Origin of the sequence: Streptomyces sp. NBC_01166 (assembly GCF_045039765.1) — a bacterium.
Classification (GTDB): Bacteria; Actinomycetota; Actinomycetes; order Streptomycetales; family Streptomycetaceae; genus Streptomyces.
Genome location: NZ_CP108613.1, coordinates 2,276,370 through 2,301,503, shown reverse-complemented (window position 1 = coordinate 2,301,503; position 25,134 = coordinate 2,276,370). Strand labels below are relative to the sequence as shown.

The window sequence follows — 25,134 nt, the reverse complement described above, 5'->3', positions numbered from 1 at the left end:
CGCCGGTCAGCGCACCGGCGCGTTCACCCGCTCGATCCGCTGCGTGCCGCTGAGCGTGCGGTAAGAGCGGACCCAGGACGACGTCGCGTCCTTCGCGGTCTTGTCGGAGACCGCGTAGTAGTCCATCTGCGAGCGCTCGGCCGTCACGTCGAGGACGCCGTAGCCGTGCGAGTCCAGATCGACCCACTTCACATGGCGGTTGGCCGTCTTCACCGCCGCCGCGGCGACGAGCGACACCGTCTGCGGAGCCACCCCCAGGATGTCGTCCAGGTTGTCCGAGGTCACCGACGTCACCACGAACTCGGTGGCCGCCGAGGCGGAGAGCGGATACGTCGCCGCCTTCACCGGTACGTCGTTGGCCCACGCCATGTGGATGTCGCCGGTCAGGAAGACCGTGTCGCTGACGCCGTTGTCCCGCAGATGGGAGATCAGCTCCTTGCGGTCGTCCGTGTAGCCGTCCCACTGGTCGACGTTGACCGCCAGCCCCTCGGCGGGCAGCCCCAGCAGCTCCGCCAGCGGCGCCAGCAGATGCGCCGGCAGCGCCCCGAAGGCGACCGGCGAGATCATCACCGAGGTGCCGACGAGCTTCCAGCGGGCATCCGACGCGGCCAGCCCGGCCTTCAGCCAGTCCAGCTGCGCCCGCCCCGTGATCGAGCGCCCGGGGTCGTCGACCGCGCCGTTGCCGATCGACGCCTGCTCGGAACGGAAGCTGCGCAGGTCGAGCAGGTGCAGCTCGGCGAGACCGCCGAAGCTCAGCCGCCGGTAGACGGTGCCCTCGGTGGAGGCACGGACCGGCATCCACTCGAAGTACGCCTGCTTCGCGGCGGCCACCCGGGCGGCCCAGGAGCCCTCCGTGCCGGGGGTGTGGTTCTCGGCTCCCCCCGACCAGGCGTCGTTGGCGAACTCGTGGTCGTCCCAGATGGCGATCACCGGGTGGGCGGCGTGCAGCGCCTGGAGGTCGGCGTCCGTCTTGTACGTGCCGTGCCGGAGGCGGTAGTCGCCGAGGGTGAGGATCTCGTGCAGCGGGGCGTGGGGGCGTACGACGGTGTCCTCGGTCGGATAACTGCCCGACGCGTACTCGTAGATGTAGTCGCCGAGGTGCAGCACGGCGTCGAGGTCGGCGCGGTCCGCGAGGTGGCGGTACGGGGAGAACCAGCCGGCCTCCCAGTTGGCGCAGGAGACCACCCCGAACCGGATCCCGGCGACGGCGGCCCCGGCGGCGGGCGCGGTGCGGGTGCGGCCGACGGGGGAGAGGACACCCTGCCCGCCCTCGGTCCCGCCGGGGGGAGCCGAGAAGCGGAACCAATAGGTCGTGGCCGGGCGCAGCCCCCGGACATCGGCCTTGACGGTGTGGTCGGCGCCGGCCCGCGCCAGGGCAGTGCCGCGGGCGGCGACCCTGGTGAAGGCCTTGTCCTCGGCGATCTCCCAGACCACGGGCGTATCGGCGCCGAGGCCCGAGCCGGGCACGGCGCTCGGGGAGGGGGTGACGCGGGTCCACAGGAGTACGCCGTCGGGCAGGGGGTCGCCGGAGGCGACACCGTGCAGGAAGGCGGGGCCGTCGGCGGCGTGGGCGCCGGTGGCGGTGAGCACGGTGCCGGCGACCGCGGTGGCGGCGGCGGCCTTCACGACCGTGCGGCGGCTGGGTGCGGCGGAGAGGAGTCGTCTGGTCACGGACGATCACCCTACTGGCGGGTAGAGCGAACAGGCGGGCGAACAAAGGAAGTTCGCCCGCCTGTTGGCCGGATGACGCCCGGAGTTGTGCCCGCGGTACCCGTCGGGCCGCGGGTTCTCCCGTCAGCCCTTGAGTGCCTTGGTGACAGCCGCGTTGAAGTCGGCCACCGTCATGGGCGCGTTCTTGCTGCCCTCGGCGGTGAGCGTCTTGCCGTCCATCTTGAGGGTCGGCGTGCCCTGGACCCCGCTCTTGTCGAACGCCTTGGACATCTTGACCGCCCAGGCGTCGTACGTGCCGTCCTCGACGTCCTTCTGGAACGCCTTGTTGCCCTTCAGCGCGTCCACCGTGTCCGCCACCTCGATCAGGTAGCTGTCCTTGGCGAACTTGTCGGAGGTCTCCTCGGGGTGGTACTTCGCGGAGTACAGCGCGGTCTTGTACTCCAGGAAGGCGTCGGGGCTCACGTTCAGCGCCGCGCCGAGCGCGCTCAGGGCGTTCTTCGAGCCCTCGCCGCTGTCCGAGTTGTCGATGAAGGTCGCGCCGACGTACTTGATCTTGTACTTGCCGGCGTCGACGTCCTTGGCCACGGTCTCTCCGACCGTCTGCTCGAACGTGGCGCAGATCGGGCAGCGCGAGTCCTCGTACAGCTCCAGGGTCTTCTTGGCGCTCGACTCGCCGATCACGACCGTCGTGCCGTCGTCACCCGAGGTGTTCTTGGGGGCGGTGACGTTCTTCGCGTCCGCCGCGGCCTCCCAGGCGGAGGGCTTGTTCAGCTGCATCACGCCGTAGCTGACGGCGCCGGCGATCGCGAGCACGGCGACGACCGAGACGCCGACGACGACCTGCTTGCGGGTCTTGTCCTTCTTGGCCTGGCGCTCGCGCTCCGCGCGCAGCCGCTCGCGGGCGGCGGACTTGTTGGCCTGGCTGTTGCGCTGGCTCATGGGGGTGCTCCGTGGATGTGGGGTGGCTCGGGGGACTTACCGCGTACTCAGGCAGGGGTGGGAGCCGGACGCGGTGGGCCCCTCCGTCCCACGGAGTGCACCAGGAAGCGCGCCGGGGCGAGCGGGTGCGGGCGCCCGGCGCGCCGGGCGCCGGACCGCACGCGGCGGCGGGCCGTGCCCACCACGGCGACCGCGGTGAGCAGCGGCCGGAAGGCGACGGCGGCGGCCGCGCGCAGCAGCCCCGCGAGCGCGGATTCGCCGCGCCGCAGCCAGGCGGCGGCCAGCAGGCCGACGGCCACGTGCGCGGCCAGCAGCAGCCAGGGGACAGCGGGGCCGGGCGAGGCCAGCAGGGCCGCGGCGTGGCCGCCCTCGCCCGCCACCCCGGCCAGCGGTGTGCCCACCGAGGCCACTCCGGAGAGTCCGTCGGCACCGCGCCCCGGTTCGCCGCCGCAGAGTACGTCGACGCCCACGGAGCGCAGGGGGCCCGCGATCGGGCCGCCCGCCGCGCCGTAACAGAGGTGCTGGCCGGTGGTGAACACCGTGTCGGCGGCCAGCTCCAGCGGGACGAGCAGCCCGGCGATCGCGCCGAAGCCGCGCTCCCGGCCCGCCAGGGCGAACGCCATGGCGAAGACGGCCCCGGCCAGCAGCGCCACGGCGGCCATCGGCAGCGGGACCCGGGAGAGCAGCACATGGGACGCGGACGAGAGCGTGACGACGAGCGCGGTGAACAGCGCCGCGCGTACCGCTCTGATCGGTGTCCCTGATACGTCCATCGCCGGAGAGTTTGCCATGCGTTCCTGTATGGGAGCCCTAAGGATCTGCGGGACCCGGGCCCGGGGGCCCTGGAGGCCTCTCGTTCGGATCAGGCTGGGCTCGCGGGGCCTGATCCGAACGAAAGACCCTAGAGGCCCGGGATCCGGCCGTTGCGGAAGAGGTCGACGAAGATCTGGTGATCGGCACGGGTGCGCGCGCCGTAGCTGTGCGCGAAGTCCACCAGCAGGTCGGCGAAGCTCTCCTCGTCGGCCGCGATGGCCGCGTCGATCGCGCGCTCCGTGGAGAACGGCACCAGCGAGTGCCCGCTCTCGTCGTCCGCCGCCGAGTGCATCGTCGCCGTGGCCCGGCCGAGATCGGCGACCACCGCCGCGATCTCCTCCGGCTCGTCGATGTCGGACCAGTCCAGATCGACCGCGTACGGGGAGACCTCGGCGACCAGCTGCCCGGATCCGTCCAGCTCGGTCCAGCCCAGCCACGGGTCGGCGTGCGCCTGGAGGGCGCGCTGCGAGATCACCGTGCGGTGCCCCTCGTGCTGGAAGTAGTCCCGCACGGCCGCGTCCGTGATGTGCCGGGACACGGCCGGGGTCTGCGCCTGCTTGAGATAGATCACCACATCGTTCTCCAGGGCGTCGCTGTTGCCCTCCAGAAGGATGTTGTACGAGGGCAGACCGGCCGACCCGATGCCGATGCCCCGGCGGCCGACGACGTCCTTCACCCGGTACGAGTCGGGGCGCGTGAGGCTCGACTCCGGCAGTGTCTCCAGATAGCCGTCGAACGCCGCGAGCACCTTGTACCGCGTCGCCGCGTCCAGGTCGATCGCGCCGCCGTCGGCGGTGAACCGGCGCTCGAAGTCCCGGATCTCCGTCATCGAGTCCAGCAGACCGAACCGGGTGAGCGCCCTGGCGTCGCGCAGCGCGCCCAGCAGCGGGCCGTCGGCCGTGTCCAGGGTGAAGGGCGGCACCTCGTCGTTCTTGGCGCCGGTCGCCAGGGCGTGGATCCGCTCGCGGTAGGCGGCGGCGTAGACCCGGACCAGCTCACCGATCTGGTCGTCGCCCAGCGCCTTGGCGTAACCGATCAGGGCGACGGAGGCGGCGAAGCGCTTGAGGTCCCAGGTGAAGGGGCCCACATAGGCCTCGTCGAAGTCGTTGACGTTGAACACGAGCCGGCCGTTGGCGTCCATGTACGTGCCGAAATTCTCGGCGTGCAGGTCGCCGTGGATCCACACCCTGCTCGTGCGCTCGTCCAGATAGGCGCCGGTGTGCTGCTCGCGGTCCAGATCGGCGTAGAAGAGGCCGGCCGAGCCCCGGTAGAACGCGAAGGCCGAGCCCGCCATCTTGCGGAACTTGACCCGGAAGGCTGCGGGGTCGGCGGCCAGGAGCTGCCCGAACGCGGTGTCGAAAACTGCGAGAATCTGCTCCCCGCGCTGCTCTGCGCCGGTCTGCGTGTCCGACATCGCTGGGTGCCTCCTGGTACATGGCGTTCATGACAAATGGGACGGGCGTCCCCGGTCTTCCAACGCGCGACCGTACCCCGGAGTGCCCGCCGCTTGTCACCTCGGAGACGTAGACTTCCACGCTGTTCCCCTCAGTCGTCATCCCGAGTTTTTCCCGGAGGCACAGCGCCGTGACCAAGCCGCCCTTCACGCACCTGCACGTCCACACCCAGTACTCGCTGCTGGACGGTGCCGCGCGGCTCAAGGACATGTTCGAGGCGGCGAACACGATGGGCATGTCGCACATCGCGATGACCGACCACGGCAACCTCCACGGCGCCTACGACTTCTTCCACTCGGCCAAGAAGGCGGGTGTGACGCCGATCATCGGGATCGAGGCGTACGTCGCCCCCGAGTCCCGCAAGCACAAGCGCAAGGTCCAGTGGGGTCAGCCGCACCAGAAGCGGGACGACGTCTCGGGTTCCGGTGGTTACACCCACAAGACGATCTGGGCGGCCAACAGCACCGGACTGCACAACCTCTTCAAGCTCTCCTCGGACGCGTACGCCGAGGGCTGGCTGCAGAAGTGGCCGCGCATGGACAAGGAGACCATCTCCCAGTGGTCCGAGGGCCTGATCGCCTCCACCGGGTGCCCCTCGGGTGAGCTGCAGACCCGTCTGCGCCTCGGCCAGTTCGACGAGGCGGTCAAGGCGGCCTCCGAGTACCAGGACATCTTCGGCAAGGACCGGTACTTCCTGGAGCTGATGGACCACGGCATCGACATCGAGCGCCGGGTCCGCGACGACCTGCTGCGGGTCGGCAAGAAGCTCGGCATCCCGCCGCTCGTGACGAACGACTCGCACTACACCTACGCCAACGAGGCGACCGCGCACGACGCGCTGCTCTGCATCCAGACCGGCAAGAACCTCTCCGACCCGGACCGCTTCCGCTTCGACGGCACGGGCTACTACCTGAAGACGACGGACGAGATGTACGCCGTCGACTCCTCGGACGCCTGGCAGGAGGGCTGCGCCAACACCCTCCTGGTCGCGCAGCAGATCGACACCACCGGCATGTTCGAGAAGCGCGACCTGATGCCGAAGTTCGACATCCCGGAGGGCTTCACCGAGGTCACCTGGTTCCAGGAGGAGGTCCGGGTCGGCATGGAGCGCCGCTACCCCGGAGGCGTCCCCGAGGACCGGCAGAAGCAGGCCGAGTACGAGATGGACATCATCATCCAGATGGGGTTCCCGGGGTACTTCCTCGTCGTCGCCGACTTCATCATGTGGGCCAAGAACAACGGCATCGCGGTCGGCCCCGGCCGTGGTTCCGCCGCCGGTTCGATCGTCGCGTACGCCATGGGCATCACCGACCTCGACCCGATCACCCACGGTCTGATCTTCGAGCGCTTCCTCAACCCCGAGCGCGTCTCCATGCCCGACGTCGACATCGACTTCGACGAGCGCAGGCGCGTCGAGGTGATCCGGTACGTCACCGAGAAGTACGGCGCCGACAAGGTCGCCATGATCGGCACCTACGGCAAGATCAAGGCCAAGAACGCCATCAAGGACTCCGCGCGCGTCCTGGGCTACCCCTACGCGATGGGCGACCGCCTCACCAAGGCCATGCCCGCCGACGTCCTCGGCAAGGGCATCGACCTCAGCGGCATCACCGACCCCAAGCACCCGCGCTACAGCGAGGCGGGCGAGATCCGGGGGATGTACGAGAACGAGCCGGACGTCCAGAAGGTCATCGACACCGCCAAGGGCGTCGAGGGCCTCGTCCGGCAGATGGGTGTGCACGCCGCAGGCGTGATCATGTCCAGCGAGCCCATCGTCGACCACGCCCCGGTCTGGGTGCGGCACACCGACGGCGTCACCATCACGCAGTGGGACTACCCCCAGTGCGAGTCGCTCGGCCTCCTGAAGATGGACTTCCTCGGCCTGCGCAACCTGACGATCATGGACGACGCCATCAAGATGGTGAAGGCCAACAAGGGCGTCGACCTGGAGATGCTCTCCCTGCCGCTGGACGACCCCAAGACGTACGAGCTGCTCTGCCGCGGCGACACGCTCGGGGTGTTCCAGTTCGACGGCGGCCCCATGCGTTCGCTGCTGCGCCAGATGCAGCCCGACAACTTCGAGGACATCTCCGCCGTCTCGGCCCTCTACCGGCCGGGCCCGATGGGAATGAACTCGCACACGAACTACGCCGAGCGCAAGAACGGCCGCCAGGAGATCACCCCGATCCACCCGGAGCTGGAGGAGCCGCTCAAGGAGGTCCTCGGCCTCACCTACGGCCTGATCGTGTACCAGGAGCAGGTGCAGAAGGCCGCCCAGATCGTCGCCGGGTACTCGCTCGGCGAGGCCGACATCCTGCGCCGCGTGATGGGCAAGAAGAAGGCCGACGAGCTGGCGAAGAACTTCGTCCTCTTCGAGGCCGGTGCCAAGAAGAACGGCTTCTCCGACGCGGCGATCAAGGCCCTGTGGGACGTCCTGGTGCCCTTCGCCGGATACGCGTTCAACAAGGCGCACTCCTCCGCCTACGGCCTGGTCACCTACTGGACCGCCTACCTCAAGGCGAACTACCCCGCCGAATACATGGCGGCCCTGCTGACCTCGGTCAAGGACGACAAGGACAAGTCCGCGGTCTACCTCAACGAGTGCCGGCGCATGGGCATCAAGGTGCTCCCGCCGAACGTCAACGAGTCCGAGTCGAACTTCGCCGCCCAGGGTGACGACGTGATCCTCTTCGGGCTGACCGCCGTCCGCAACGTCGGGCAGAACGTGGTCGACTCGATCATCAGGTGCCGCAAGGCGAAGGGGAAGTACTCCACGTTCCCCGACTTCCTCGACAAGGTCGAAGCGGTCGTCTGCAACAAGCGCACCGTCGAATCGCTGATCAAGGCCGGCGCCTTCGACGAGATGGGGCACACCCGCAAGGGGCTCGTCGCCCACCACGAGCCGATGATCGACAACGTCGTGCAGGTCAAGCGCAAGGAGGCCGAGGGACAGTTCGACCTCTTCGGCGGCGGCGAGGCGGACAGCGACGAACCCGGCTTCGGTCTCGACGTGGAGTTCTCCGACATCGAGTGGGAGAAGTCCTACCTGCTCGCGCAGGAGCGCGAGATGCTCGGGCTGTACGTCTCCGACCACCCGCTCTTCGGCCTGGAGCACGTCCTGTCCGACAAGTCGGACGCGGCGATCTCGCAGCTCACGGGCGGTGAGCACTCCGACGGCGCGATCGTCACCGTGGGCGGCATCATCTCCGGCCTCCAGCGCAAGATGACCAAGCAGGGCAACGCCTGGGCCATCGCGACCGTGGAGGACCTCGCGGGCTCCATCGAGTGCATGTTCTTCCCCGCGACCTACCAGCTGGTCTCCACTCAGCTCGTCGAGGACACCGTCGTCTTCGTCAAGGGGCGCCTCGACAAGCGCGAGGACGTGCCGCGCCTCGTCGCCATGGAGATGCAGGTCCCCGACATCTCCAACGCCGGGTCCAACGCCCCCGTCATCCTGACGATCCCCACGGTGAGGGTCACCCCGCCCATGGTCAGCCGGCTCGGTGAGGTCCTCGACAACCACCGCGGTGACACCGAGGTGCGCATCAGGCTCCAGGGCCCCCGCAAGACCACCGTGCTCCGGCTCGACCGGCACCGGGTCAAGCCGGACCCCGCCCTCTTCGGCGACCTGAAGGTGCTGCTCGGCCCGTCCTGCCTGGCCGGCTGACGGCTCCCCGAACCCACGAGAGGGGCGCCCCGCCACTGGCGGGGCGCCCCTCTCGGCCTGCCGGCCCGTGAACCGGTCAGTTGTGGCCGAAGCGCTTCTGGTGCTTGCGCGCGACGTCCGCCGGGCTGCCCTGCGCCTGCGACTGGGGCTGGGTCTGCGACTCGTACGCCGTCGACTTGGCCTCCTCGGAGCCGCGCTCCGCAGCCGAGGCGCGGTCGTGCTGGCTGCCCTGCTTGCGGTTCTTGTTCTTCGCCATCGTGATGCCTCCTGTGGAAGCTCTGGGGGGTCCAGAACCGCTGTCAGACTCACATATCACCACAAAGGACGCATGTTGGATCATTACCGAGCGTAGTAGGCGAGGTATCATCCGCCGTTCCCGGATCCGCCACGCCGATGATCGAGTTCCGGACCTTAACCCCCGTGCCGTCGGGCAGACTCGAAGGAAACCCTGAGTAAGCGAACCCCGGGCCGGCGGACGCACCCCCATGTCAGGGGCCGCCGATCCGCTCCCGAATTGGAAGAGGGTGGAACGCGTGGACCGTTGCGTCGTCCTGGTGGACGCCGGCTACTTGCTGGGCGCAGCCGCGAGCCTGCTGGCCGGAGAGCCCGCCCGGTCCCGCATCACCGTCGACCACGCGGCCCTCATCCAGGGCCTGCGCGAGCGGGCGGAGGCCGATACGGAACAGCCCCTGCTGCGCATCTACTGGTTCGACGGCGCCCCCGACCGCGTGCCGCAGCCCGAGCACCGCAGGCTGCGCGTCATGCCCAGGGTGACCGTTCGGCTGGGCGCACTCACCCGCAGTGACGGACGGTGGGCGCAGAAGGGCGTGGACGCGGCCATGCATGCCGAACTGACCGAGCTGGCCAGGAACCGCGCCTGCTCCGACGTGGTGCTCGTGACCGGTGACGGCGATCTGCTGCCCGGACTCATGTCCGCCAAGGAGCACGGCGTCGCCGTCCACCTCTGGGCCGTCCAGGCCGCCGACGGCGACTACAACCAGTCCGAGGACCTCGTCGCCGAGGCCGACGAGCGGCGGGTGCTCGACCGGGCCTGGATCACCAAGGCCGTACGGGCCAAGGAGACCGGTGGCGTCTGTGCGCCCCCGCCCGTCCCGCGCCCCGAGATCGCCGCGATCCTGTCCGCGCCGCTGCCCGAGGCCGCCCTCGCCGCGTCCGCCGAGCGGGCTTCGGAGGCCCAGGCCGCCGCGGCCCGTAACGGCACCGGCACGGCCGGCACGGAAGCCGCCCCGCACCCCCAGCCGACACCCGGGCACAAGGGCGTCCCCACCCCCAAGGACCTGGCGAGCCTGCGCGCGCCCGCAGCGGGGACCGCGCAGCAGACCGCGCAGCCGCCGGCCGCCAACGCGACACTGCGCTGGTCGTCAGACAAGGGCTGGGTCGAGCGCGGCGGACCGCTCGGCGAACCGGCCGAGACCGCGTCCCTGCCGACCCTGGCCCATCTCACCAGCGCGGAACAGCGCTGGGCGGACCGGGAGGAGGACATCACCACCGTCGGCGGTGACCCCTTCGAGGTCGGCCAGGTCTTCGCCCGGCGCTGGATGGAACGGCTGCCGGAGACCGTCCACCTGCAGAAGCTGTCCACCATGTACCCCCGCATCCCGCACCGCATCGACGGGGAACTCCTGAGGTACGCGGCCCGCTTCGGGCTGCTCGCGCACAAGGACGACCAGATCGACGAGCACGACCGCTATGCCATCAGGGCCGGGTTCTGGCGCGAGATCGACGTACGGGCCGCCGCCGAGCACGCTCCCGCGGGGGAGTGAGCGGGGCGGCGCTGCCCGGCCCCGGACGCAATACGGGGCATCCGACCCCGTAGGCTCATACCTCGTGAGTACGGGCACAGCACAGGCTACGGGCGCAGCGCAGGCACAGACCGGCACCGTGTGCGCGGTGCGTGACCTGGTCAAGACCTACCCCGCCGTCCGCGGCCGACGAGGCCGCGCCGCCACCCCCGAGGTGCGCGCCACCGACGGGGTCCACCTCGATGTCCGGCGCGGCGAGATCTTCGGACTGCTCGGCCCCAACGGCGCGGGCAAGTCCACGCTCGTACGCCAGCTCACCGGACTGATGCGTCCCGATTCCGGGAGCGTCGAGGTGCTGGGACACGACCTGGTGCGCCACCCCGAGCGGGCCTCGCGGCTCATCGGCTACCTGGGCCAGGAGTCCACCGCCCTCGACGAACTGACCGTGTCGCTCGCCGCGGAGACCACCGGGCGGCTCAGGGGCCTGCCCGTACGGGCAGCGCGCGCCGCCCGCGACGACGTACTCGAGGAACTCGGGATCACCGGCCTCGCCGGACGCCCGCTGAAGAAGCTGTCCGGCGGGCAGCGGCGGCTGGCCTGCTTCGCCGCGACGCTGGTCGGCGAGCGCCCCGTCCTGGTGCTGGACGAGCCGACGACCGGCATGGACCCCGTCGCCCGGCGCTCCGTCTGGTCCGCCGTCGACCGGAGGCGTGCCGAGCACGGGGCGACGGTGCTGCTCGTGACCCACAACGTCATCGAGGCCGAGACCGTCCTGGACCGGGTGGCGGTCATGGAGCGCGGCAAGGTCATCGCCTGCGACACCCCGTCCGGGCTCAAGGAACGGGTGGCGGGCGAGGTGCGGGTCGAGCTCGTGTGGCGCGAGCGCGCACCGCTGGACGTCCCGGAGGTGGCCGCGCTCCGCGAATCCGCGCAGGAGTCGGGGCGCAAATGGGTGCTGCGGCTCGGGCCCGACGAGGCGCGGGCCGCGGTCGCCGCGGTGACCGGCGGGGCGGCGTTCTCCTCGCTCGACGACTTCACGCTGGCCACGCCCAGCCTGGAGGACGTCTATCTGGCGCTCGGCGGGGACACCGCCAGGGCCGAGGGACTGGTGAAGGCGTGAGCAGGACGGTGAACGTGCCGCGAAACGTGTCGGAGTCGGACGGGAGCACTGCCAGGTGACGAGCATCGTTCCCACGGAGTCCGCGAAGGTGGCCGGGCCGAAGGTGCGGCCCTCCGTCGTGCGGACCGGCCCGCCCGCCCGCACGGCCCCCGCGGCCCTCGCGCCGCGGGCCAGGCTGCTCCCCTCGCTGGCCGCCGTGTACCGGGCGCAGCTGTCGCGGGCCAGGGTCGCGCGCATCCCGCTGTTGTTCGTCGCGACCTTCCAGTCCGTCGGGATCATGGTGCTGATGCGCGGGGTCGTCGACGGCGGTGCGGAGGCACGTGCCGTCGTCGCAGGTTCCAGCGTGCTGGTCGTGGCCTTCGTCGCGCTCAACCTGCTCGCCCAGTACTTCGGCCAGCTCCGGGCCGGGGGAGGGCTCGACCACTACGCGACGCTGCCCGTACCGCCGGCCGCGGTGGTGCTGGGAGCGGCCGGCGCGTACGCCTCGTTCACCGTGCCCGGCACGATCGTCACGGCGGTGGCGGGCAGCGCGCTGTTCGGACTCCCGATGACGCACCTGTGGGTGCTCGTCGCCGTCATCCCGCTCTCCGGAGCCGCGCTGTCCGGCCTTGGCGCCGCACTGGGGCTGCTGGCGCCGCGGCAGGAGGTGGCGACGCTGCTCGGACAGCTGGGCATGTCGGCGGCACTGCTGCTGGGCGTGCTGCCGGCCGAGCGGCTGCCCGGCCCGGTCGGGTGGGCGCGCGATCTGCTCCCTTCGACCTACGGCGTCGAGGCGCTGTCCAGGTCCTTCGACGCCCACCCCGACTGGGCGGTCGTCGTCCTCGACCTCGCGGTGTGCGCGGCTGTGGGTGTGCTCTCGCTGGCCGTGGCCACATGGGCGTACCGGCGTGCGGCGGTCCGGTGAGGCGGCGCACACGTCCGCCTGGCACGATGGCACCGTGACCGCACCGTTGACGCCGCCGCACGAGCCCCAGCCGAACGACCCGTGGCAGAACCCGCCCACCGGGTCGCACGTCCTGCCCGGCGAGCAGTCGGGCCCGGACGAGCGGCGTGCGGAGCTACGGCAGGCCGCGGTGATCGCCATGGTGCTGACGGTGGCCGGTGTCGGCCTCGGGCTGCTCTGGCTGTGGCTGGCGCCCCGGGTGCCGCTCGTCTCCGACGACACCGCCGTGTTCCTCAAGAACAGCGAGGGCGAGGAGGCCATCGGCGCCGACGGCACGTTCGTGCTGCTGGCACTCGCCTTCGGCCTGGTCTCGGCGGCCGTCGTGTTCCTCCTCCGCCGTCGCGGGGGCATCCCGCTGGTGGTGGGGCTCGCCCTGGGCGGGCTGCTCGGCTCCCTGCTGGCGTGGGGGATCGGCACGTGGTTCGGGCCGACGTCCGATGTGGTGGCCCACGCCAAGGAGGTCGGCAAGGGCGTCACCTTCGACGCACCGCTGGAGCTGCACGCGGTGGGGGCGGCGATGCTCGCCTGGCCCATCGCCGCGATGATCGTCCACCTGGGGCTGACGGCGCTGTTCGGACCGCGGGATCCCGAGCCGGAGTGGGAGAGCCCGTACGGGCCACCTCGGGCCGAGGCGGGGGACGGGGCTGCCTCCGGTGCCTCCGAGTGGCCGGCGGCAGAGGCCGGCCGGCCGGCGGACAAGCCGGACCCGGGGCGGCCGTAGCGGGCTCCGGACACGGTCACCTGCCGGCTTCAGCGGCCGGGCACCCGTGCGCTGCGGCCGGGAGGTCTCCCGTACGGCAGTGCGTTTCCTGTCGAAGTGGACGACCCGGGTGGTGTCGCCCCCGGACTCCGGGGCACCGCTTGACCGCGGAGCCGGACGGCACCCTTTCGAAGGATGGGGAACCGGCCATCGCACACCCTTGCGAATTCTGAATTTCCCATTCCGATCACGCATTCTGCCCAGCTCGGCACCGGTATTCGCACGAGTTGGGCTGAGCTGTTCGGAACACTCGTCGAGCTGTTCGGATCGCCCCTTTCGGCCATGAAGGGCGAGCGGCATTCTCAAAGCAGGAACTCCCCGGCTACATTTTTTCTCGGCGCTGTGGGAATCAGCCTGCCGCGCTCCTTCCGTTTTCAGGAGGAATTATGGGCGAGTCACGCAACGAGCAGACCATCCTCGACGAAATCGAAGACCTCGACAGCCTGGAAGTTCTGGAGGCCGAGGACCTGGACGAGAGCGTGGCCTTCCACGCGTTCCGCTTCAAGAACTGACCGAAGGACCGAAGCAGGCCTGCCGTCGGCCGGTGAAACCGCCGGTGGCAGGCTCCTCGAGAAAGGTCTCGCGTCCCCGGTGAGAACATATCTACAGCTGCTCGGAAATCGGCGTTTCGCCGGGCTCTGCCTTGCGCAGGCTGTTTCTCTGCTCGGTGACGCATTCTTTCCGATCATCGTGGTCGTGGCAGCGGCACGGTCGGGAACGACAGCGGAGACCATCGGAGCGGTATTCGCCGCCCGCTTCATCGCGCTCGGCGGTGTCGTCCTCTTCAGCGGCGCGCTTCTCGACCGCGTCAACCCCGTCGCGGCGGCGGTCGCCGCGGATGCCACCCGCTTCTTCGCACTCGTCTCGCTGGCCCTCCTCTGGGACGGCCGGCTGGACGCCGTCATTCTCGGTGTGGCCGTCCTCATCGGTCTGTGTGAAGCGGTGAGCGAACCGGCCTTGCTGCTGATCACCCCACAGGTGCTGCGCAGGGAAACGCGCGCCGCCAGGAAGGCCGACGGAGAAACCGACGCGCCTGACGGCTCCGGCAGTTCCGACCCGGAGGAAGCCGCAGTCACCGCCGCGTACGGCCTCCTCGAAGGCATGCGCAACACCTCCGGCATCGTCGGCCCCACCCTCGCCGCCACCGTCGTCGCCGTCCTCAGCTCGTCGGCGGGAGCCGTCGCCGCCGCCGTGGCCTTCGGCCTGTCCGCGGTCGTGACCCGCTGGGCGGGCGCCCGGTACGCGGCACGCTCCGTACCGGACAGTCCTGCGACGGACAGTCCTGCGACGGACTGCCCCGCAACGGACAGCCCTGCAACGGACAGCCCCGCGACGGCCGGGCCGGCCGCCGGGACGTCCGACGAGCCGGAGAAGCCCGATGAGTCACTGCTGCGCTCCGCCCTCGACGGGCTCGCCGTGCTGTGGCGGGTGCGCTGGCTGCGGCACGTGCAGATTCTCGCCGTCGTCCACGTCCTGCTCGCCGTCGGACCGTGGATGGTCGCCCTGCCGGTGTTCCTGCTGGAAACGGGACACAGCGCCACCGTCTACGGCTTCGTGCTCGGCTCCTTCGCGGTGGGCACCGTCGTGGGCGCGCTGGTGGGCGGGCGCGTCACCGGCCGGAGCAGGGGCCTGTACTCGCTGGCGCTGCTCGGCCTCTTCGGCGTGACCGTGCTCGCACCTGTGGCGACCGGATCGGTGCTGCTGCTCACCGCCGCGTTCGTCGCTGGCGGCATCGGCCAGCAGGCGTTCGACGTCGTGAAGATGGCCGGGCTGCGCCGGGAGGTGCCCGAGAGTCTGCACGGCAGGGCGTTCTCCGCCGACTTCTTCTTCTCCTTCGCCTCACTGCCCCTCGGCCAGCTCTTCGGCGCGGTGCTGCTCCGCTTCGCCGACGCCCGCACGATCATGCTGTGGGCAGGCGTCCTCGTCCTGGTGACCACCGCCGCCGCCATGCTCAGCCCGGACGCGCGCCGCTTCTCCTCGGCGCCGCTGCCCGCCCCCAGGACGCCTCCCGCGCCGGCGCAGGCCGCGCCGCTTCCGGAAAGGGTGCGGGATGCAGGGACGAGTTGACCTGTTCGAGGAGCACGGCGAGGTCGCGGCGCTGTGGCCGCAGAGCCCCTACCGCGACCGCACCGTCGTCTGCTTCGATCGCCACCTGGACCTCAAGCCCCTCGCCCCCGGCGGCGAGGAGGCCCTGCGCGCCGCGGCAGGTGCCGGGACGTCCCCTGCGGAGCTGCTGCGCCGGTTGCCCGTGCGCGGCGTGCCCGGCGCCTTCGGTCTCGACGACTTCTGGTCCGCCGCCGCCCTCGCCGCCGCCCTCACCGACCTGGTGTGGGTGCCGAGCTGGACCTCGTACGCAGGCTGGGAGAGCAGGGCGGTGGACTGCGTGTCCCTCATCGCCACCGGCGGTGCCCCGGTCGACGCGCGGACCGGGGAGTGCTGCCTGGCGGTGACACTGTGCGGCGTACGGCTTTCGGTCGTACCGCCTGATCTCCTCACCCGCCACCTGGACCGGCATGTGACCGGAGACGTCGTCACCGACATCGACCTGGACTGGTTGGTGGACGAGCACGGCAGGGCCGACCACTCCGTCGACGACCTGGCCGGCCTGGTGGCGGCCTGCGGGAGCGAACTGTCCGCGATGACGTGGTCCACCCGCTCCGGGTTCCTGCCCGGCGAGTTCCGCGGGGTCGGCCCGGACGTAGCGGGACGGCTGGGGCTGACGGCCCGGAAGTCCTCTTTCCTGCCCTCCACCCCGTGGCCGGAGGACCTGATGCTGCGTGTTCACCAGGGCGCCGGGCTCCCGGCTCACGACGAGCCCGCGGCGGACGGCGGGGAGTCCGGCGCAGAGGATCCCGCGCCAGGAGTGGCGGTGGCCCTGCGCGGCCTGGCGAACGCTTCCGCGAGTCCCGCGTGGGCCCAGGAATGCTACGAGCGGGCGGCCGCCCAGGGGTACCGGTCGAGCTGGCTGGCGTACAAGATCGGCGCGGCGCACTACGCGCGGGGCGATCACAGCGCCGCGAGGGACCGACTGCGCGAGGCCGTCGCGCTCGACCCGCGCGACACCCTCGCGATGCACGCGCGAGTCCTGTCGGCCCGCGCCACCCTGCGCCTGGAGGGCCCCGGCGCCGCGCTGGCGGAATTCCGCGCCGTGGCCGAGGAGCTGCCGCTGCGCGCCGGGGTCTGGCGCACCGTCCGGGTGCTCGCCGAGGCGCGGGGCGACCCGGAAGGCGCAGGGGCGGCAAGGGACCGTCTGGACCTCATCGAACGGCTGACGCGGGCACGGACCACCGGGCGGAGCACGGGAGGGGGATGAGCGATGAGCGACGTACTGCTGGTGATGCCGCCTGTGAGCGAGGCCGTCCAGTTCCCGTACCTGGCGCTGCCGCAGCTCGCCGCCGCCTGGACGGCTCAGGACTACCGGGTCCGCACACTCGATCTGAACCTGGAGTACCGCGCCCGCGTCCTGCTCCGCCGTCACGAACCGTCCGCAGCGGACGACCCGGTTCCTGGCGCGTCGGTGCCGAGCGCCGGCGAGATCTACCGGACCGTCAGTGAGCGTTACCGGGCCCGGCACGGCACCCTGCTCCTCGAGACCGCCCGCGACCGCTCCACCGGTTTCGCCCAGGAAACGGCGATCCAGGCGTCGGTCCGTTACGTCACCCAGCAGGCCTCCCAGGACGGCTGGATCGTCGACGGCCCGCTGCTGCTGTCCGAGCTGGACGGGTACGTCGACGCCGGCCGCGAGAGCTGGTCGGCGCGCTGGTGCGCCGACCGCCTCGAGGAGCTGCTGTCCGATGACCCGCCACGGATGCTGGCCTTCTCCGTGCCCTTCTTCAGCCAGCTCGTCCCGGTCCTCACCCTGTGCGTGCTGCTCAAGGAACGGCGCCCGGCGCTGCGGATCGCGCTCGGCGGACCCACCGTGCAGATGTGGGCGGCACCGCTGCGCCGGCACGTCACCGCCTCCCACGCCGTCGACCACTGGTGCCTCGGCCACGGCGAGGACTTCCTCACCCGCGTCCTGGGTGCCGCCGCCGCCGTTCCGCGGGCGGGGAGGAGGAAGGGCACGCGGGAGGAGACCACAGGCGCGGGCGGCGCCGTGCGAGAGCGGACGGGGCTCGCGGACGGCTTCGTGCTGAGTGAGCAGCCGATGCCGGACTTCGCACCGTTCGACTTCTCCGTCTACACCAACATGGCCCACCAGTTCCCCTACCGGCTCACGGTCGGCTGCTACTGGGGGAAGTGCACCTTCTGCTCGTACGGCAACCGCTACCGCGACGCCCGTGCCTTCCAGCAGATCGACCCGGAGGTGGCAGCCGGACACCTGGTGGCGCTGTCCCGCCGGTTGGGGATGACCGATGTGGCGGTCACCGACGAGAACACCGGACTGCGCCACTTGCTGCGCGTGACGGAGGCGGTCCGGAGACGCGGCGCGTCGCTCACCTTCCGGGTCCGGGCGCGTCTGGAACGCGAACTGGCCGACCCCGCCTTCTGCGAACGGCTGCGCGCGGCGGGCTGTGTGCAGCTGTCGACCGGTTTCGAGACCGCGAACCAAGGCATTCTCGACTCCCTGCACAAGGGCCAGGACGCGGCGCACGCGGAGCGCGCCGTACTCAACCTCACCCGGGCCGGGATCGTCACCAACCTGTCCTTCATGGACGGCTTCGACCACGACGACGCCGTCCAGGGCTCCCGTGAGACGGCCGAGGTGGTGCAGCGTCACCCGGCGGACATGGGCCTGGACACCATGCAACTGGTCGTCGCCGAGCCGGGCAGCTACCTGTGGGCCGGCCGGCGGCGCCAGGACGACGACGCCTACCTGATCACCAACGAGGGCCTCGCCTTCGCCGGCGGCCGGGTCGGCGGCGCGCTCCTCGGGGACACCGCGACGGAGGAGGCCAGGCAGCGGCTGCTGCGCATGACCGTCGAGGCGGTGCCGGACGCCGAACGGGCCGTCCGGCCCGACCTTTCGTCGCGCGCGCGGGACCGGCCCGCGGCGGTGACGCCGGTCTCCGGGCCGGCGTTGCGGGCCCGGCCGCGTTTCGGAGTGGCGCTCGACTCCGTCCGTACGCGCTGGTTCCTGGCCGACGTCGCCTGGCCGCGGATGGCGGCCGTACCCGCGGGCGTGGAGCGTACCCCCGGCGGCGGCCTCACCTCCGAGGAGCCGGGGGCGCGCCGCTGGCTGGCGCAGATGGTCGACAAGAGGCTGCTCGTGCTCGACCCACCGGAAGCGGAGAGAGCCTGATGGACAAACTGGGACTCGGCCTGGGCATGGACCTCGTCTGGGGCGAACGCATCGGATTCGAGAAGACAGGGGAGGGCCGCCCGACCGACCAGGTCGCGGCGTTCCTGCGGCGCAACGCGCAGACGTACGACTACATGTTCGTCGCCTTCCAGCCCATCGACTACGGCCCGCTCACACCCGAGCGCTACTTCCCCGCGTACGACGACCTCTTCGCACTGTTCGGAGACGGCCGCCCGCGCGCCTTCCACCACACCCTGCTCAACACCGGCTCCCCGGAGCGGTACGAGCGTGCCGCCGTCGCGGACTTCACCAACACCCTGGTCGAACGCTACGGATTCCGCTGGATCATCGAGGACCTGGGGATCTGGTCGCTGGGGGGCCGCAGCCTGCCGTACCCGATGCCGCCCGTACTGACCGCGGAGGGGCTGCGGCGCTGCGTCGCGGGAGTCGCGGAGTGGCGCGAGCGGTTGCGGGCACCACTGTCCGTGGAGTTCCCCGGCTTCACCGAGGGCGGCAGCTTCCTGGTCGGCACGCTGGACGCCTTCGCGTTCTTCGACACCGTCGTCCGTGAGACGGGCGTGCACGCGACGATCGACATCGGTCACATCCTCGCCTACCAGTGGCTGATGGGGCGCACCGGAGCGCGCATGTTCGACGGTCTTGAGGCGCTGCCGCTCGACCGCTGCCACGAGGTGCACCTGTCCGGCTGCCAGATCGTCGACGGACGCTTCCGGGACCTGCACCACGGCGTGCTCCTCGACGAGCAGCTCACCCTGCTGGAACACCTGCTGCCGATGATGCCGCGGCTGACCGGAATCACCTACGAGGACCCCAAGTTCACCGCCGACGGGGTGCTTGTGCCCAAGTCGCGACCGAACGCGGAGCGCCTCTTCTCCCTCGTACGCGACTGGAAGGAGACCGCCCATGCCGCATGAGACCACCGCGGTGGACCACGCGGACGACGCGTACGACGTGAAGGGCAGGCCGGGCCCGGGTGACGCGGCCGAGGCGGGGCGGCACGGACGCATCCTGGGGGTCCTGGACCGGCTGCTGTACGACCAGGGGTTCCGCTCCGCGTTCGCCGCGGAGGGCCCCGGCGGCATGCGGCCGCCGCTCGACACGGACCTGATCGAGGTCTTCGACCGGGTGGACCTGACGGAACTGCGGCTGGTCGGGCGCAACATCCGCTCGGCGGTGGTCAGCGGCGGCACGGGCACGGGGCAGGGGCTCAAGGGGGCCTTCGCGCGCACCCTGGAGACGATCCGGGAGCGGCACGGCCACGGGACCAACGAGGTGGCCGAACTCTTCCTCGCCTCACCGCAGTTCCAGCACTTCCGCGACGTGCCCTACTCCCCCCGGGGGCGTGGTCTCTCGCTGCCCGAGTGCTTCCACCGGTTCATGGCCGCAGGACCGTCCTTCGACCCCGAGTGCGCCCTTGAGCCGCTCGCTCACCACGAGGCCGCCTGCGCCGTCGCCCGCGCGATCGCCACGGGCGCGGAGGCCACCTTCGACGTCACGCTCCGCGACTCGGCCTTCCACGGAGGCACTTTCTGCGCCTTCCGCGACTACTCCGAGGCACCCGCCGACTGGGACCTGCGCCCCACGATGTTCCTCGCGGGTGCGGGGCGCTGCGTCATCGGCCCGGCCGGACGCCCCCTCTTCGACGCGCTGACCTCGGTCCTGGCCGGTCACGACGTGGGTACGCCACCCGACGTACGGGCGAAACTGCTTCAGCGACTGCGGGCATGGGGGCTGCGATGACCACACGAATCCTGCCGGAGGCGGACGAGTTCGACCTGGACCTCTTCCACCGGGAGCACTGGCGCCGCCGCCCGGTCCTCTGGCGCGGCGTCGGCCCGCGCTTCCTGGCCCCCGCCCTCGACTGGCCCGACATCGAGGCCCTGGAGCGCCGCCTCGAAGGGACACCGCAGGAGCCCGGGTCCGGAGCACAGGTGCGGCGGCGGTCCGACGGCACGGTGCTCTTCGTCAACCAGGCGCAGCACACCCTGCCGGAACTGGCCGACGCCTGCGCGAAGCTGACTGATCTGTTCGGCTGGGACGAGTGCACGGCAGACCTTTCGGTGACCCGGGGCCGCGGCGCGGGAATCGGCTGCCACTTCGACCACAGTGACAACTTCGTCGTGCAGCAGCGGGGTTCGAAGACCTGGCTGGTGGGTCTGCCCGAGGACACCGCGCCGGAGCGGCAGCGCAGCCGCATGCTGGAGACCAAGGGCTTCGTCCCCTCCGGCCATCTGCCCGAGGAGCCGCTGCGCGCGGAGTTGCACCCCGGCGACGTGCTCTACCTGCCGCTGTTCGCACCGCACGAGGGGGTGGAGGGGGACGACGGTGAAGGCTCCGTCAGTGTCTCCTTCTCCTACAACGCCCGGAGCGCGCTCTCCCAGCACCTCAAGCCCCTGCTGAGCGCACTGTCGCGGGAACCGGCCTGGTGGCAGCCGCTGCCGCTCGGCGCGCCCGACACCGAAGGGCTCGAGGACGCGTTGCGCCGAGCGCTGCGGGCGGTGACGGACGTGCCCGCGCCGTGACCGATGTCCTGGCCGCGGCGTTGGCCGCGGCGCGCCTGGAGCTGGGGCCGCGGGCACGGATCGTCCCGGACGAGCGGGACGGGCTGTGGCGGGTGCGCATCAGCCTCGGTGCTCCGGACCACGGCACGACGCCCCAGTGGGGCGCCGCCGCCTACGACCCGCCTTTCGTGGCCGGACAGTTACGTCAGGGCGTACGGCAGCTCCTCGACGACCAGGCGCTGCTGCGGCTGCGCTCGCCGCTGGCGGAGCCGGTGACAGGACCGGCGCTGCTGTCGCCCACCGCAGCCGGGGTGCTGGCGCACGAATGCTTCGGGCACACGAGCGAGGCCGACAACTACCTCTCCGACGGCGGCGCCCTCGGCCGCGTCCTCGGCGACCGCTGGACGCCGGCCCCGCTGACCGTGAGGGACCGGCCCGGGGCCCGTCCGTACGCGGGCAGCTACACGCGCGACGACGAGGGCACCGCCGCGCGGACCGTCACGCTGCTCCGCGAGGGCTACTGGACGGGGCTGCTCACCGACCGGAGCACCCGTGCGCTCAGCGGCGGCCGCAGTACCGGGCACGGACGGGGCCGCAGGGGCGCGGTCGTCCCGCGCTGCAGCGTGCTGGAGGTCGCGGCCGGCCGGGACACGGCGCAGGTGCTGCGCGGCCGGATGGGCGACGGCTGGCTGCTCGGCACGGCGATCGGCGGCTTCTCCGTGCGCGGGCACCTGATCCTGGAACTGCTGTGGGCGCGCCGGGTGCGGGCGGGCCGCGCGACCCGGGAGATCGTCGGACCGGTGGCGATCTGCGCCCGCAAGGCGGCGCTGGCCGGCCGGATCACGGCTGTCGGCGACGACGTGACGGTGCACAGCTCGCCCTACACCTGCGTCAAGGCCGGGCAGGAGGTCGGCTCGACCCTCATCAGCCCGTCCCTGCTGCTCGACCGCTGCGTCCTGCGCCCGCTCGCGGAGGTCGAACGGCTGCTCACCCGCTCGGGAGCTCCGCGCGTACCCACACCGAGCGGGACCGGTGACGGTTCCGCGGGCGCGGCGGAACCCGCGTAGCACTACGTGTCCCGCGGCCGCCCACCCCCGGGGGCACACGTGGTGCCCTTCCTGCTCCCTCCCGGCGCGATTCGGCTTCGGGCCGTTTCCGTCCCGGAGACAGGGGCAGGCGACTGGGTGAGCACCTACGAAAGGACCGACATGAGCGCCGGAGAGAAGAGCAAGGCCAAGGCCGAGCAGGTCGTCGGGAAGGCCGTACGCAAGGTTGCCCACGCGGTCGGCGACGACACCACCGCGGCCAAGGGAGCGGCCCTGGAGGCCCGCGGCAAGGGCCGTGACACCAAGGAGAAGTCGAAGGGCGCCTTCAAGCGCTGACCGTGTGCCGGCGGAAGCGGTTCACGCTTCCCCGGCCCGTCGCGAACGGCGTCAGCGGGGTGCGCCGGCAGCGCACCGTACACAGGTCGTCGCTGCCGGACGCACCTCCAGACGGCCCGGTGGGATCGGCTCACGGCACGCCTCGCAGCGCCCGTAGTCGTCTCGTTCCAGCCGCTCCAGGGCTCGGTCCACCTCTTCCAGGTGGTCCCGGGCCCGGTCCAGCAACGAGGCGACATGGGCCCGCTCGAAGGCGGTGCTGGATCCCTCCGGGTCGTGTTCGTCGTCGACCGCCACCAGCGCGTTCGCCTCGACGATCCCGTCGAAATCACTCTGCAGAGCCGCGAGCCGGGACTCCGTGGAGCGGCGCTCCGCGAGCAGTCGCTCCCGGGTGGCCGCGAGGCCGCCGGGTCCGGCACGTACGGAAGAAGAAAATTCGTTCACCTGTGCGGAAACGGTTATACCGGGGCCCGCATTCCGCGAACCTCACGCGCCTGGGGCTTCCCGCTACGACCGGCCGACCGGGGCCAGGGTGGCGTCCGTCAGGGTGGCCAGGTCGGAGGGGGAGAGCTCGACCTCCAGGCCCCGGCGCCCCGCCGAGACGCAGATCGTGGGAAACGACCCTGCCGACGCGTCCAGCACCGTACGCAGGCGCTTGCGCTGGCCCAGTGGGGAGATGCCTCCCCGCACGTAGCCCGTGGTGCGTTCGGCCGCCGACGGGTCGGCCATGGCCGCACGCTTGCCGCCCACCGCCGACGCCAGCGCCTTCAGGTCCAGGGATCCCGCCACAGGGACGACCGCGACGACCAGTTCACCGTCGACGTCGGCGACCAGGGTCTTGAACACCCGGTCGGCGGAGACACCGAGAGCCTCGGCCGCCTCCTCCCCGTAGGACGGCGACGAGGGGTCGTGGTCGTACGCGTGGACCGTGAACGCGGTGCCGGCCGCGGTCAGGGCGACCGTGGCCGGGGTGGAGCCGGACTGCTGTTTCCTGGACTTCTTCGCCACCGGGGCCGGTCCTCGGGTCAGTTGGGGTACGTGGGGTCGCGGGTCAGTTCGGACGCGGGCAGGGAGGGCAGGTGCCGGATGACGGCCGTCTCCCTGCGCAGGAGCGCCAGCTCCTCGCGCAGCCGGGTCGCGGTGTCCGGGGCCTGGAGCAGCCGCTGCTTCGTCGGGACGTCGAGCACGGCGGCGGCGGCCACGAGATACGAGACGACGGACGGGTCGTCGGGCAGGTCCGCACCCGTCGTCAGGGAACGCTCGCTCGCTCCGGCCAGCCGCTTCTGGTAGCTGCGGAAGGCGCGCAGGACGCCCTCCGAGAGGGCGCCCGCCTCGTCCGTGGGTGAGTCCTCACCCTCGGCGGCCCCCGGGTCCTCGGGCAGTTCCTCGACCTCGGCCGTCAGGAACGGGCCGCTCGCGTCGACGGAGAGCAGCCGGACCCGTGTGGTGCCGGTCGCCAGGACCTCGAAACTGCCGTCGGCACGCTCACGGATCTTCGCCGCGTCGGCGACGCAGCCGACCCGGTGGAAGGTCTGGAGGGGATCGGGCCCGAAGCCGTCGCCCGGGGCCCGCTCGGAGGGAGGCGCGGTGGCGGCCGTGTCCGGCATGCCGGTGGCCGTCGGGGCGGTCTCGCGGCCGTCGCGGATCGCGACCACCACGAAGCGGCGCGGTTCGTCCTCGTCGATCTCGAGCAGGTCGCGCATCATGGCGCGATAACGCTCCTCGAAGACGTTGAGCGGCAGCACGAGGCCGGGGAACAGCACCGCGTTCAGCGGGAAGAGAGGCAGGCGAGCGGTGGTCACAACGGCCAAGCCTAATGGCCGCGGCGCCCGCCGTGTTCCGGCCGCCCGCACAGGGGCGTGGAAGAGGCCACCCGGAGCCGGACGTCGGTGCGCGCGTCGAGGAATCCGCCGAGCGCCTCCCCGGTCACGGAGGCCCACGGGAACGAGGTCGCGTACGGCCCGATCAGCCGGAACTGCTCCAGTGCCTCGGCCGCGCGGCCGCGTGCGACCAGCACGTAGGCCAGCAGGTTGCGGACCTCCGCCGGCCAGGGATCACCGTCGGGGAATCCGGCCGAGAACCGGATGGCGAGGTCGGCGGCGGCGTCGATCCGGTCCGTCTGCACGGAGGTCGCCCGCGTGAACGCCCTCTCGTCCCGCAGCAGGGCGAAGGCCGCCCGTACGGGGAGGGCCTGCACCAGGGAGTCCCGGGCGGCGTCCTCGGCCGCCCGCTCGGCGAAGTCGAAGCACTCGCGGTGGGAGCCGTACCACTCGGCCGAGAGGTACCGGAGAGCGGAGACGTGGCTGCCGTAGTGGTGCGGCGAGCGGCGGACGGCCTGCTCCCACAGCGACTCGAAGACCGTGTGCGAGGCGTGCGTGCCCCGGGCGTGGTCGAGCGCCAGCCGCCACGGCACCGGGTCATGGGCGTCGGCCTCGGCCGCCGCCGTGATCAGCGGCCCCACCTCGAGCAGCAGCTCGGCGTGGGCGGGGGACTCCCAGGCGCGGCGCACCGCCAGCGCGGCCTTGACGAGCAGGGCGTCCGGATCGCGCGGGGCGGCGGCCAGCCAGCCGGTCAGCCAGCCGTCGCGACTGCGCGCGAAGGCGACCAGCCGGGCCAGCGTGCGGTCCCGGGTCTCCCAGTCGGCGGCGTCCCTGGTGGTGGCGAGGAGCTTGGCCGCGGGCTCGAAGTCGCCGAGGGCCGCCGCCACCAGCGCGGGGGAGAGCCGCTCGTCGGGGGCGTCGAGCATCACCGCGTCGTCCGCCGGCAGCCCGGCGGTCAGCCCGGGGCCGTACCGGAACGTGCGCGCGGAACTCAGCACTGCGCGGAGGAAAGCCATGGTGCAGACCATTGAAAAGCCCTGG

General features: G+C 71.6%; 23 protein-coding genes. 14 read left to right on the top strand and 9 right to left on the bottom strand.

All coding sequences use genetic code 11. The annotated features are described in order from the left end of the window. Nucleotides 1-6: 6 nt before the first annotated feature. The 4 genes from OG379_RS10610 to OG379_RS10595 form a co-directional block, all read right to left on the bottom strand. Entirely contained in the window at nucleotides 7-1,671 is a 1,665-nt protein-coding gene (locus OG379_RS10610; RefSeq protein ID WP_405661507.1) for an alkaline phosphatase D family protein, read from the bottom strand. Nucleotides 1,672-1,794: 123 nt separating this feature from the next. After that, complete coding sequence (locus OG379_RS10605; RefSeq protein ID WP_405661505.1) at nucleotides 1,795-2,610, bottom strand: DsbA family protein; 816 nt, start codon at nucleotides 2,608-2,610, stop codon at nucleotides 1,795-1,797. Between the two features lie 47 nt (nucleotides 2,611-2,657). Beyond that, nucleotides 2,658-3,383, bottom strand: a complete 726-nt coding sequence (locus tag OG379_RS10600; protein WP_405661503.1) for a hypothetical protein — start codon at nucleotides 3,381-3,383, stop codon at nucleotides 2,658-2,660. A gap of 128 nt (nucleotides 3,384-3,511) precedes the next feature. Then, entirely contained in the window at nucleotides 3,512-4,837 is a 1,326-nt protein-coding gene (locus tag OG379_RS10595; protein WP_393755605.1) for a DUF2252 domain-containing protein, read from the bottom strand. Nucleotides 4,838-5,007: 170 nt separating this feature from the next. Between OG379_RS10595 and dnaE the strand changes: the two genes are divergently transcribed. Further along, nucleotides 5,008-8,544, top strand: a complete 3,537-nt coding sequence (gene dnaE / locus OG379_RS10590; protein ID WP_393755603.1) for a DNA polymerase III subunit alpha — start codon at nucleotides 5,008-5,010, stop codon at nucleotides 8,542-8,544. Nucleotides 8,545-8,620: 76 nt separating this feature from the next. On the opposite strand, the gene OG379_RS10585 is transcribed toward dnaE, so the two are convergent. Next, complete coding sequence (locus tag OG379_RS10585) at nucleotides 8,621-8,800, bottom strand: hypothetical protein (RefSeq protein ID WP_393755601.1); 180 nt, start codon at nucleotides 8,798-8,800, stop codon at nucleotides 8,621-8,623. A 268-nt stretch (nucleotides 8,801-9,068) separates the two neighbouring features. On the opposite strand from OG379_RS10585, the gene OG379_RS10580 reads away from it, so the two are divergent. From OG379_RS10580 to OG379_RS10520, 13 genes are all read left to right on the top strand, one after another. Further along, nucleotides 9,069-10,328 carry an NYN domain-containing protein gene (locus OG379_RS10580; RefSeq protein ID WP_405661501.1) on the top strand — a complete coding sequence of 420 codons (1,260 nt, stop codon included), beginning with the start codon at nucleotides 9,069-9,071 and terminating at the stop codon, nucleotides 10,326-10,328. 118 nt (nucleotides 10,329-10,446) lie between these two features. Continuing rightward, entirely contained in the window at nucleotides 10,447-11,427 is a 981-nt protein-coding gene (locus OG379_RS10575) for an ABC transporter ATP-binding protein (RefSeq protein ID WP_393755825.1), read from the top strand. Nucleotides 11,428-11,482: 55 nt separating this feature from the next. Further along, the gene (locus OG379_RS10570) at nucleotides 11,483-12,331 is read left to right on the top strand and encodes an ABC transporter permease (protein WP_405661499.1); all 849 of its coding nucleotides are present in this window, start codon (nucleotides 11,483-11,485) and stop codon (nucleotides 12,329-12,331) included. A 34-nt stretch (nucleotides 12,332-12,365) separates the two neighbouring features. Continuing rightward, a complete protein-coding gene (locus OG379_RS10565; RefSeq protein WP_405661497.1) occupies nucleotides 12,366-13,091 on the top strand; it encodes an ABC transporter permease in 726 nt (241 codons plus the stop codon). A gap of 425 nt (nucleotides 13,092-13,516) precedes the next feature. Then, nucleotides 13,517-13,642 (top strand): hypothetical protein, encoded by a 126-nt coding sequence (locus OG379_RS10560; RefSeq protein WP_393755593.1) that lies wholly within the window; start codon nucleotides 13,517-13,519, stop codon nucleotides 13,640-13,642. A gap of 184 nt (nucleotides 13,643-13,826) precedes the next feature. Beyond that, complete coding sequence (locus OG379_RS10555) at nucleotides 13,827-15,197, top strand: MFS transporter (RefSeq protein WP_405661493.1); 1,371 nt, start codon at nucleotides 13,827-13,829, stop codon at nucleotides 15,195-15,197. After that, nucleotides 15,181-16,443: a tetratricopeptide repeat protein gene (locus tag OG379_RS10550; protein WP_405661491.1), complete on the top strand. Its 1,263-nt coding sequence runs from the start codon at nucleotides 15,181-15,183 to the stop codon at nucleotides 16,441-16,443. Before OG379_RS10555 ends, OG379_RS10550 begins: the two co-directional genes overlap by 17 nt. Before the next feature lie 3 nt (nucleotides 16,444-16,446). Further along, a complete protein-coding gene (locus tag OG379_RS10545; RefSeq protein ID WP_405661489.1) occupies nucleotides 16,447-18,372 on the top strand; it encodes a B12-binding domain-containing radical SAM protein in 1,926 nt (641 codons plus the stop codon). Beyond that, entirely contained in the window at nucleotides 18,372-19,307 is a 936-nt protein-coding gene (locus OG379_RS10540) for a DUF692 family multinuclear iron-containing protein (RefSeq protein WP_405661486.1), read from the top strand. The genes OG379_RS10545 and OG379_RS10540 overlap by 1 nt, the downstream gene beginning before the upstream one ends. Next, a complete protein-coding gene (locus OG379_RS10535; RefSeq protein WP_405661484.1) occupies nucleotides 19,297-20,133 on the top strand; it encodes a hypothetical protein in 837 nt (278 codons plus the stop codon). The genes OG379_RS10540 and OG379_RS10535 overlap by 11 nt, the downstream gene beginning before the upstream one ends. Further along, the gene (locus OG379_RS10530) at nucleotides 20,130-20,915 is read left to right on the top strand and encodes a JmjC domain-containing protein (protein WP_405661482.1); all 786 of its coding nucleotides are present in this window, start codon (nucleotides 20,130-20,132) and stop codon (nucleotides 20,913-20,915) included. The genes OG379_RS10535 and OG379_RS10530 overlap by 4 nt, the downstream gene beginning before the upstream one ends. Continuing rightward, nucleotides 20,912-21,961: a metallopeptidase TldD-related protein gene (locus OG379_RS10525; protein ID WP_405661480.1), complete on the top strand. Its 1,050-nt coding sequence runs from the start codon at nucleotides 20,912-20,914 to the stop codon at nucleotides 21,959-21,961. Before OG379_RS10530 ends, OG379_RS10525 begins: the two co-directional genes overlap by 4 nt. 117 nt (nucleotides 21,962-22,078) lie before the next feature. Next, nucleotides 22,079-22,276 carry a hypothetical protein gene (locus OG379_RS10520; RefSeq protein ID WP_393755831.1) on the top strand — a complete coding sequence of 66 codons (198 nt, stop codon included), beginning with the start codon at nucleotides 22,079-22,081 and terminating at the stop codon, nucleotides 22,274-22,276. Nucleotides 22,277-22,327: 51 nt separating this feature from the next. On the opposite strand, the gene OG379_RS10515 is transcribed toward OG379_RS10520, so the two are convergent. The 4 genes from OG379_RS10515 to OG379_RS10500 form a co-directional block, all read right to left on the bottom strand. Continuing rightward, nucleotides 22,328-22,717, bottom strand: coding sequence for a TraR/DksA family transcriptional regulator (locus OG379_RS10515; protein ID WP_405661478.1), 390 nt, complete (start codon nucleotides 22,715-22,717; stop codon nucleotides 22,328-22,330). A 63-nt stretch (nucleotides 22,718-22,780) separates the two neighbouring features. Beyond that, nucleotides 22,781-23,281 (bottom strand): Cys-tRNA(Pro) deacylase, encoded by a 501-nt coding sequence (gene ybaK, locus OG379_RS10510; protein ID WP_405661475.1) that lies wholly within the window; start codon nucleotides 23,279-23,281, stop codon nucleotides 22,781-22,783. Between the two features lie 17 nt (nucleotides 23,282-23,298). Further along, nucleotides 23,299-24,075 carry an LON peptidase substrate-binding domain-containing protein gene (locus OG379_RS10505; RefSeq protein WP_405661473.1) on the bottom strand — a complete coding sequence of 259 codons (777 nt, stop codon included), beginning with the start codon at nucleotides 24,073-24,075 and terminating at the stop codon, nucleotides 23,299-23,301. 11 nt (nucleotides 24,076-24,086) lie between these two features. Next, on the bottom strand, nucleotides 24,087-25,121 hold the full coding sequence (locus OG379_RS10500; RefSeq protein ID WP_405661471.1) for a hypothetical protein: 1,035 nt from the start codon (nucleotides 25,119-25,121) through the stop codon (nucleotides 24,087-24,089). Nucleotides 25,122-25,134 lie beyond the last annotated feature (13 nt).

Bases quoted from the DNA above. Each gene is read 5' to 3' on its own strand.
- OG379_RS10530 (WP_405661482.1), top strand. From the start codon at position 20,130: ATGACCACACGAATCCTGCCGGAGGCGGACGAGTTCGACCTGGACCTC.
- OG379_RS10535 (WP_405661484.1), top strand. From the start codon at position 19,297: ATGCCGCATGAGACCACCGCGGTGGACCACGCGGACGACGCGTACGAC.
- OG379_RS10605 (WP_405661505.1), bottom strand. From the start codon at position 2,610: ATGAGCCAGCGCAACAGCCAGGCCAACAAGTCCGCCGCCCGCGAGCGG.
- OG379_RS10595 (WP_393755605.1), bottom strand. From the start codon at position 4,837: ATGTCGGACACGCAGACCGGCGCAGAGCAGCGCGGGGAGCAGATTCTC.
- OG379_RS10600 (WP_405661503.1), bottom strand. From the start codon at position 3,383: ATGGACGTATCAGGGACACCGATCAGAGCGGTACGCGCGGCGCTGTTC.
- OG379_RS10585 (WP_393755601.1), bottom strand. From the start codon at position 8,800: ATGGCGAAGAACAAGAACCGCAAGCAGGGCAGCCAGCACGACCGCGCC.
- OG379_RS10550 (WP_405661491.1), top strand. From the start codon at position 15,181: ATGCAGGGACGAGTTGACCTGTTCGAGGAGCACGGCGAGGTCGCGGCG.
- OG379_RS10560 (WP_393755593.1), top strand. From the start codon at position 13,517: ATGGGCGAGTCACGCAACGAGCAGACCATCCTCGACGAAATCGAAGAC.
- OG379_RS10545 (WP_405661489.1), top strand. From the start codon at position 16,447: ATGAGCGACGTACTGCTGGTGATGCCGCCTGTGAGCGAGGCCGTCCAG.
- OG379_RS10500 (WP_405661471.1), bottom strand. From the start codon at position 25,121: ATGGTCTGCACCATGGCTTTCCTCCGCGCAGTGCTGAGTTCCGCGCGC.
- OG379_RS10540 (WP_405661486.1), top strand. From the start codon at position 18,372: ATGGACAAACTGGGACTCGGCCTGGGCATGGACCTCGTCTGGGGCGAA.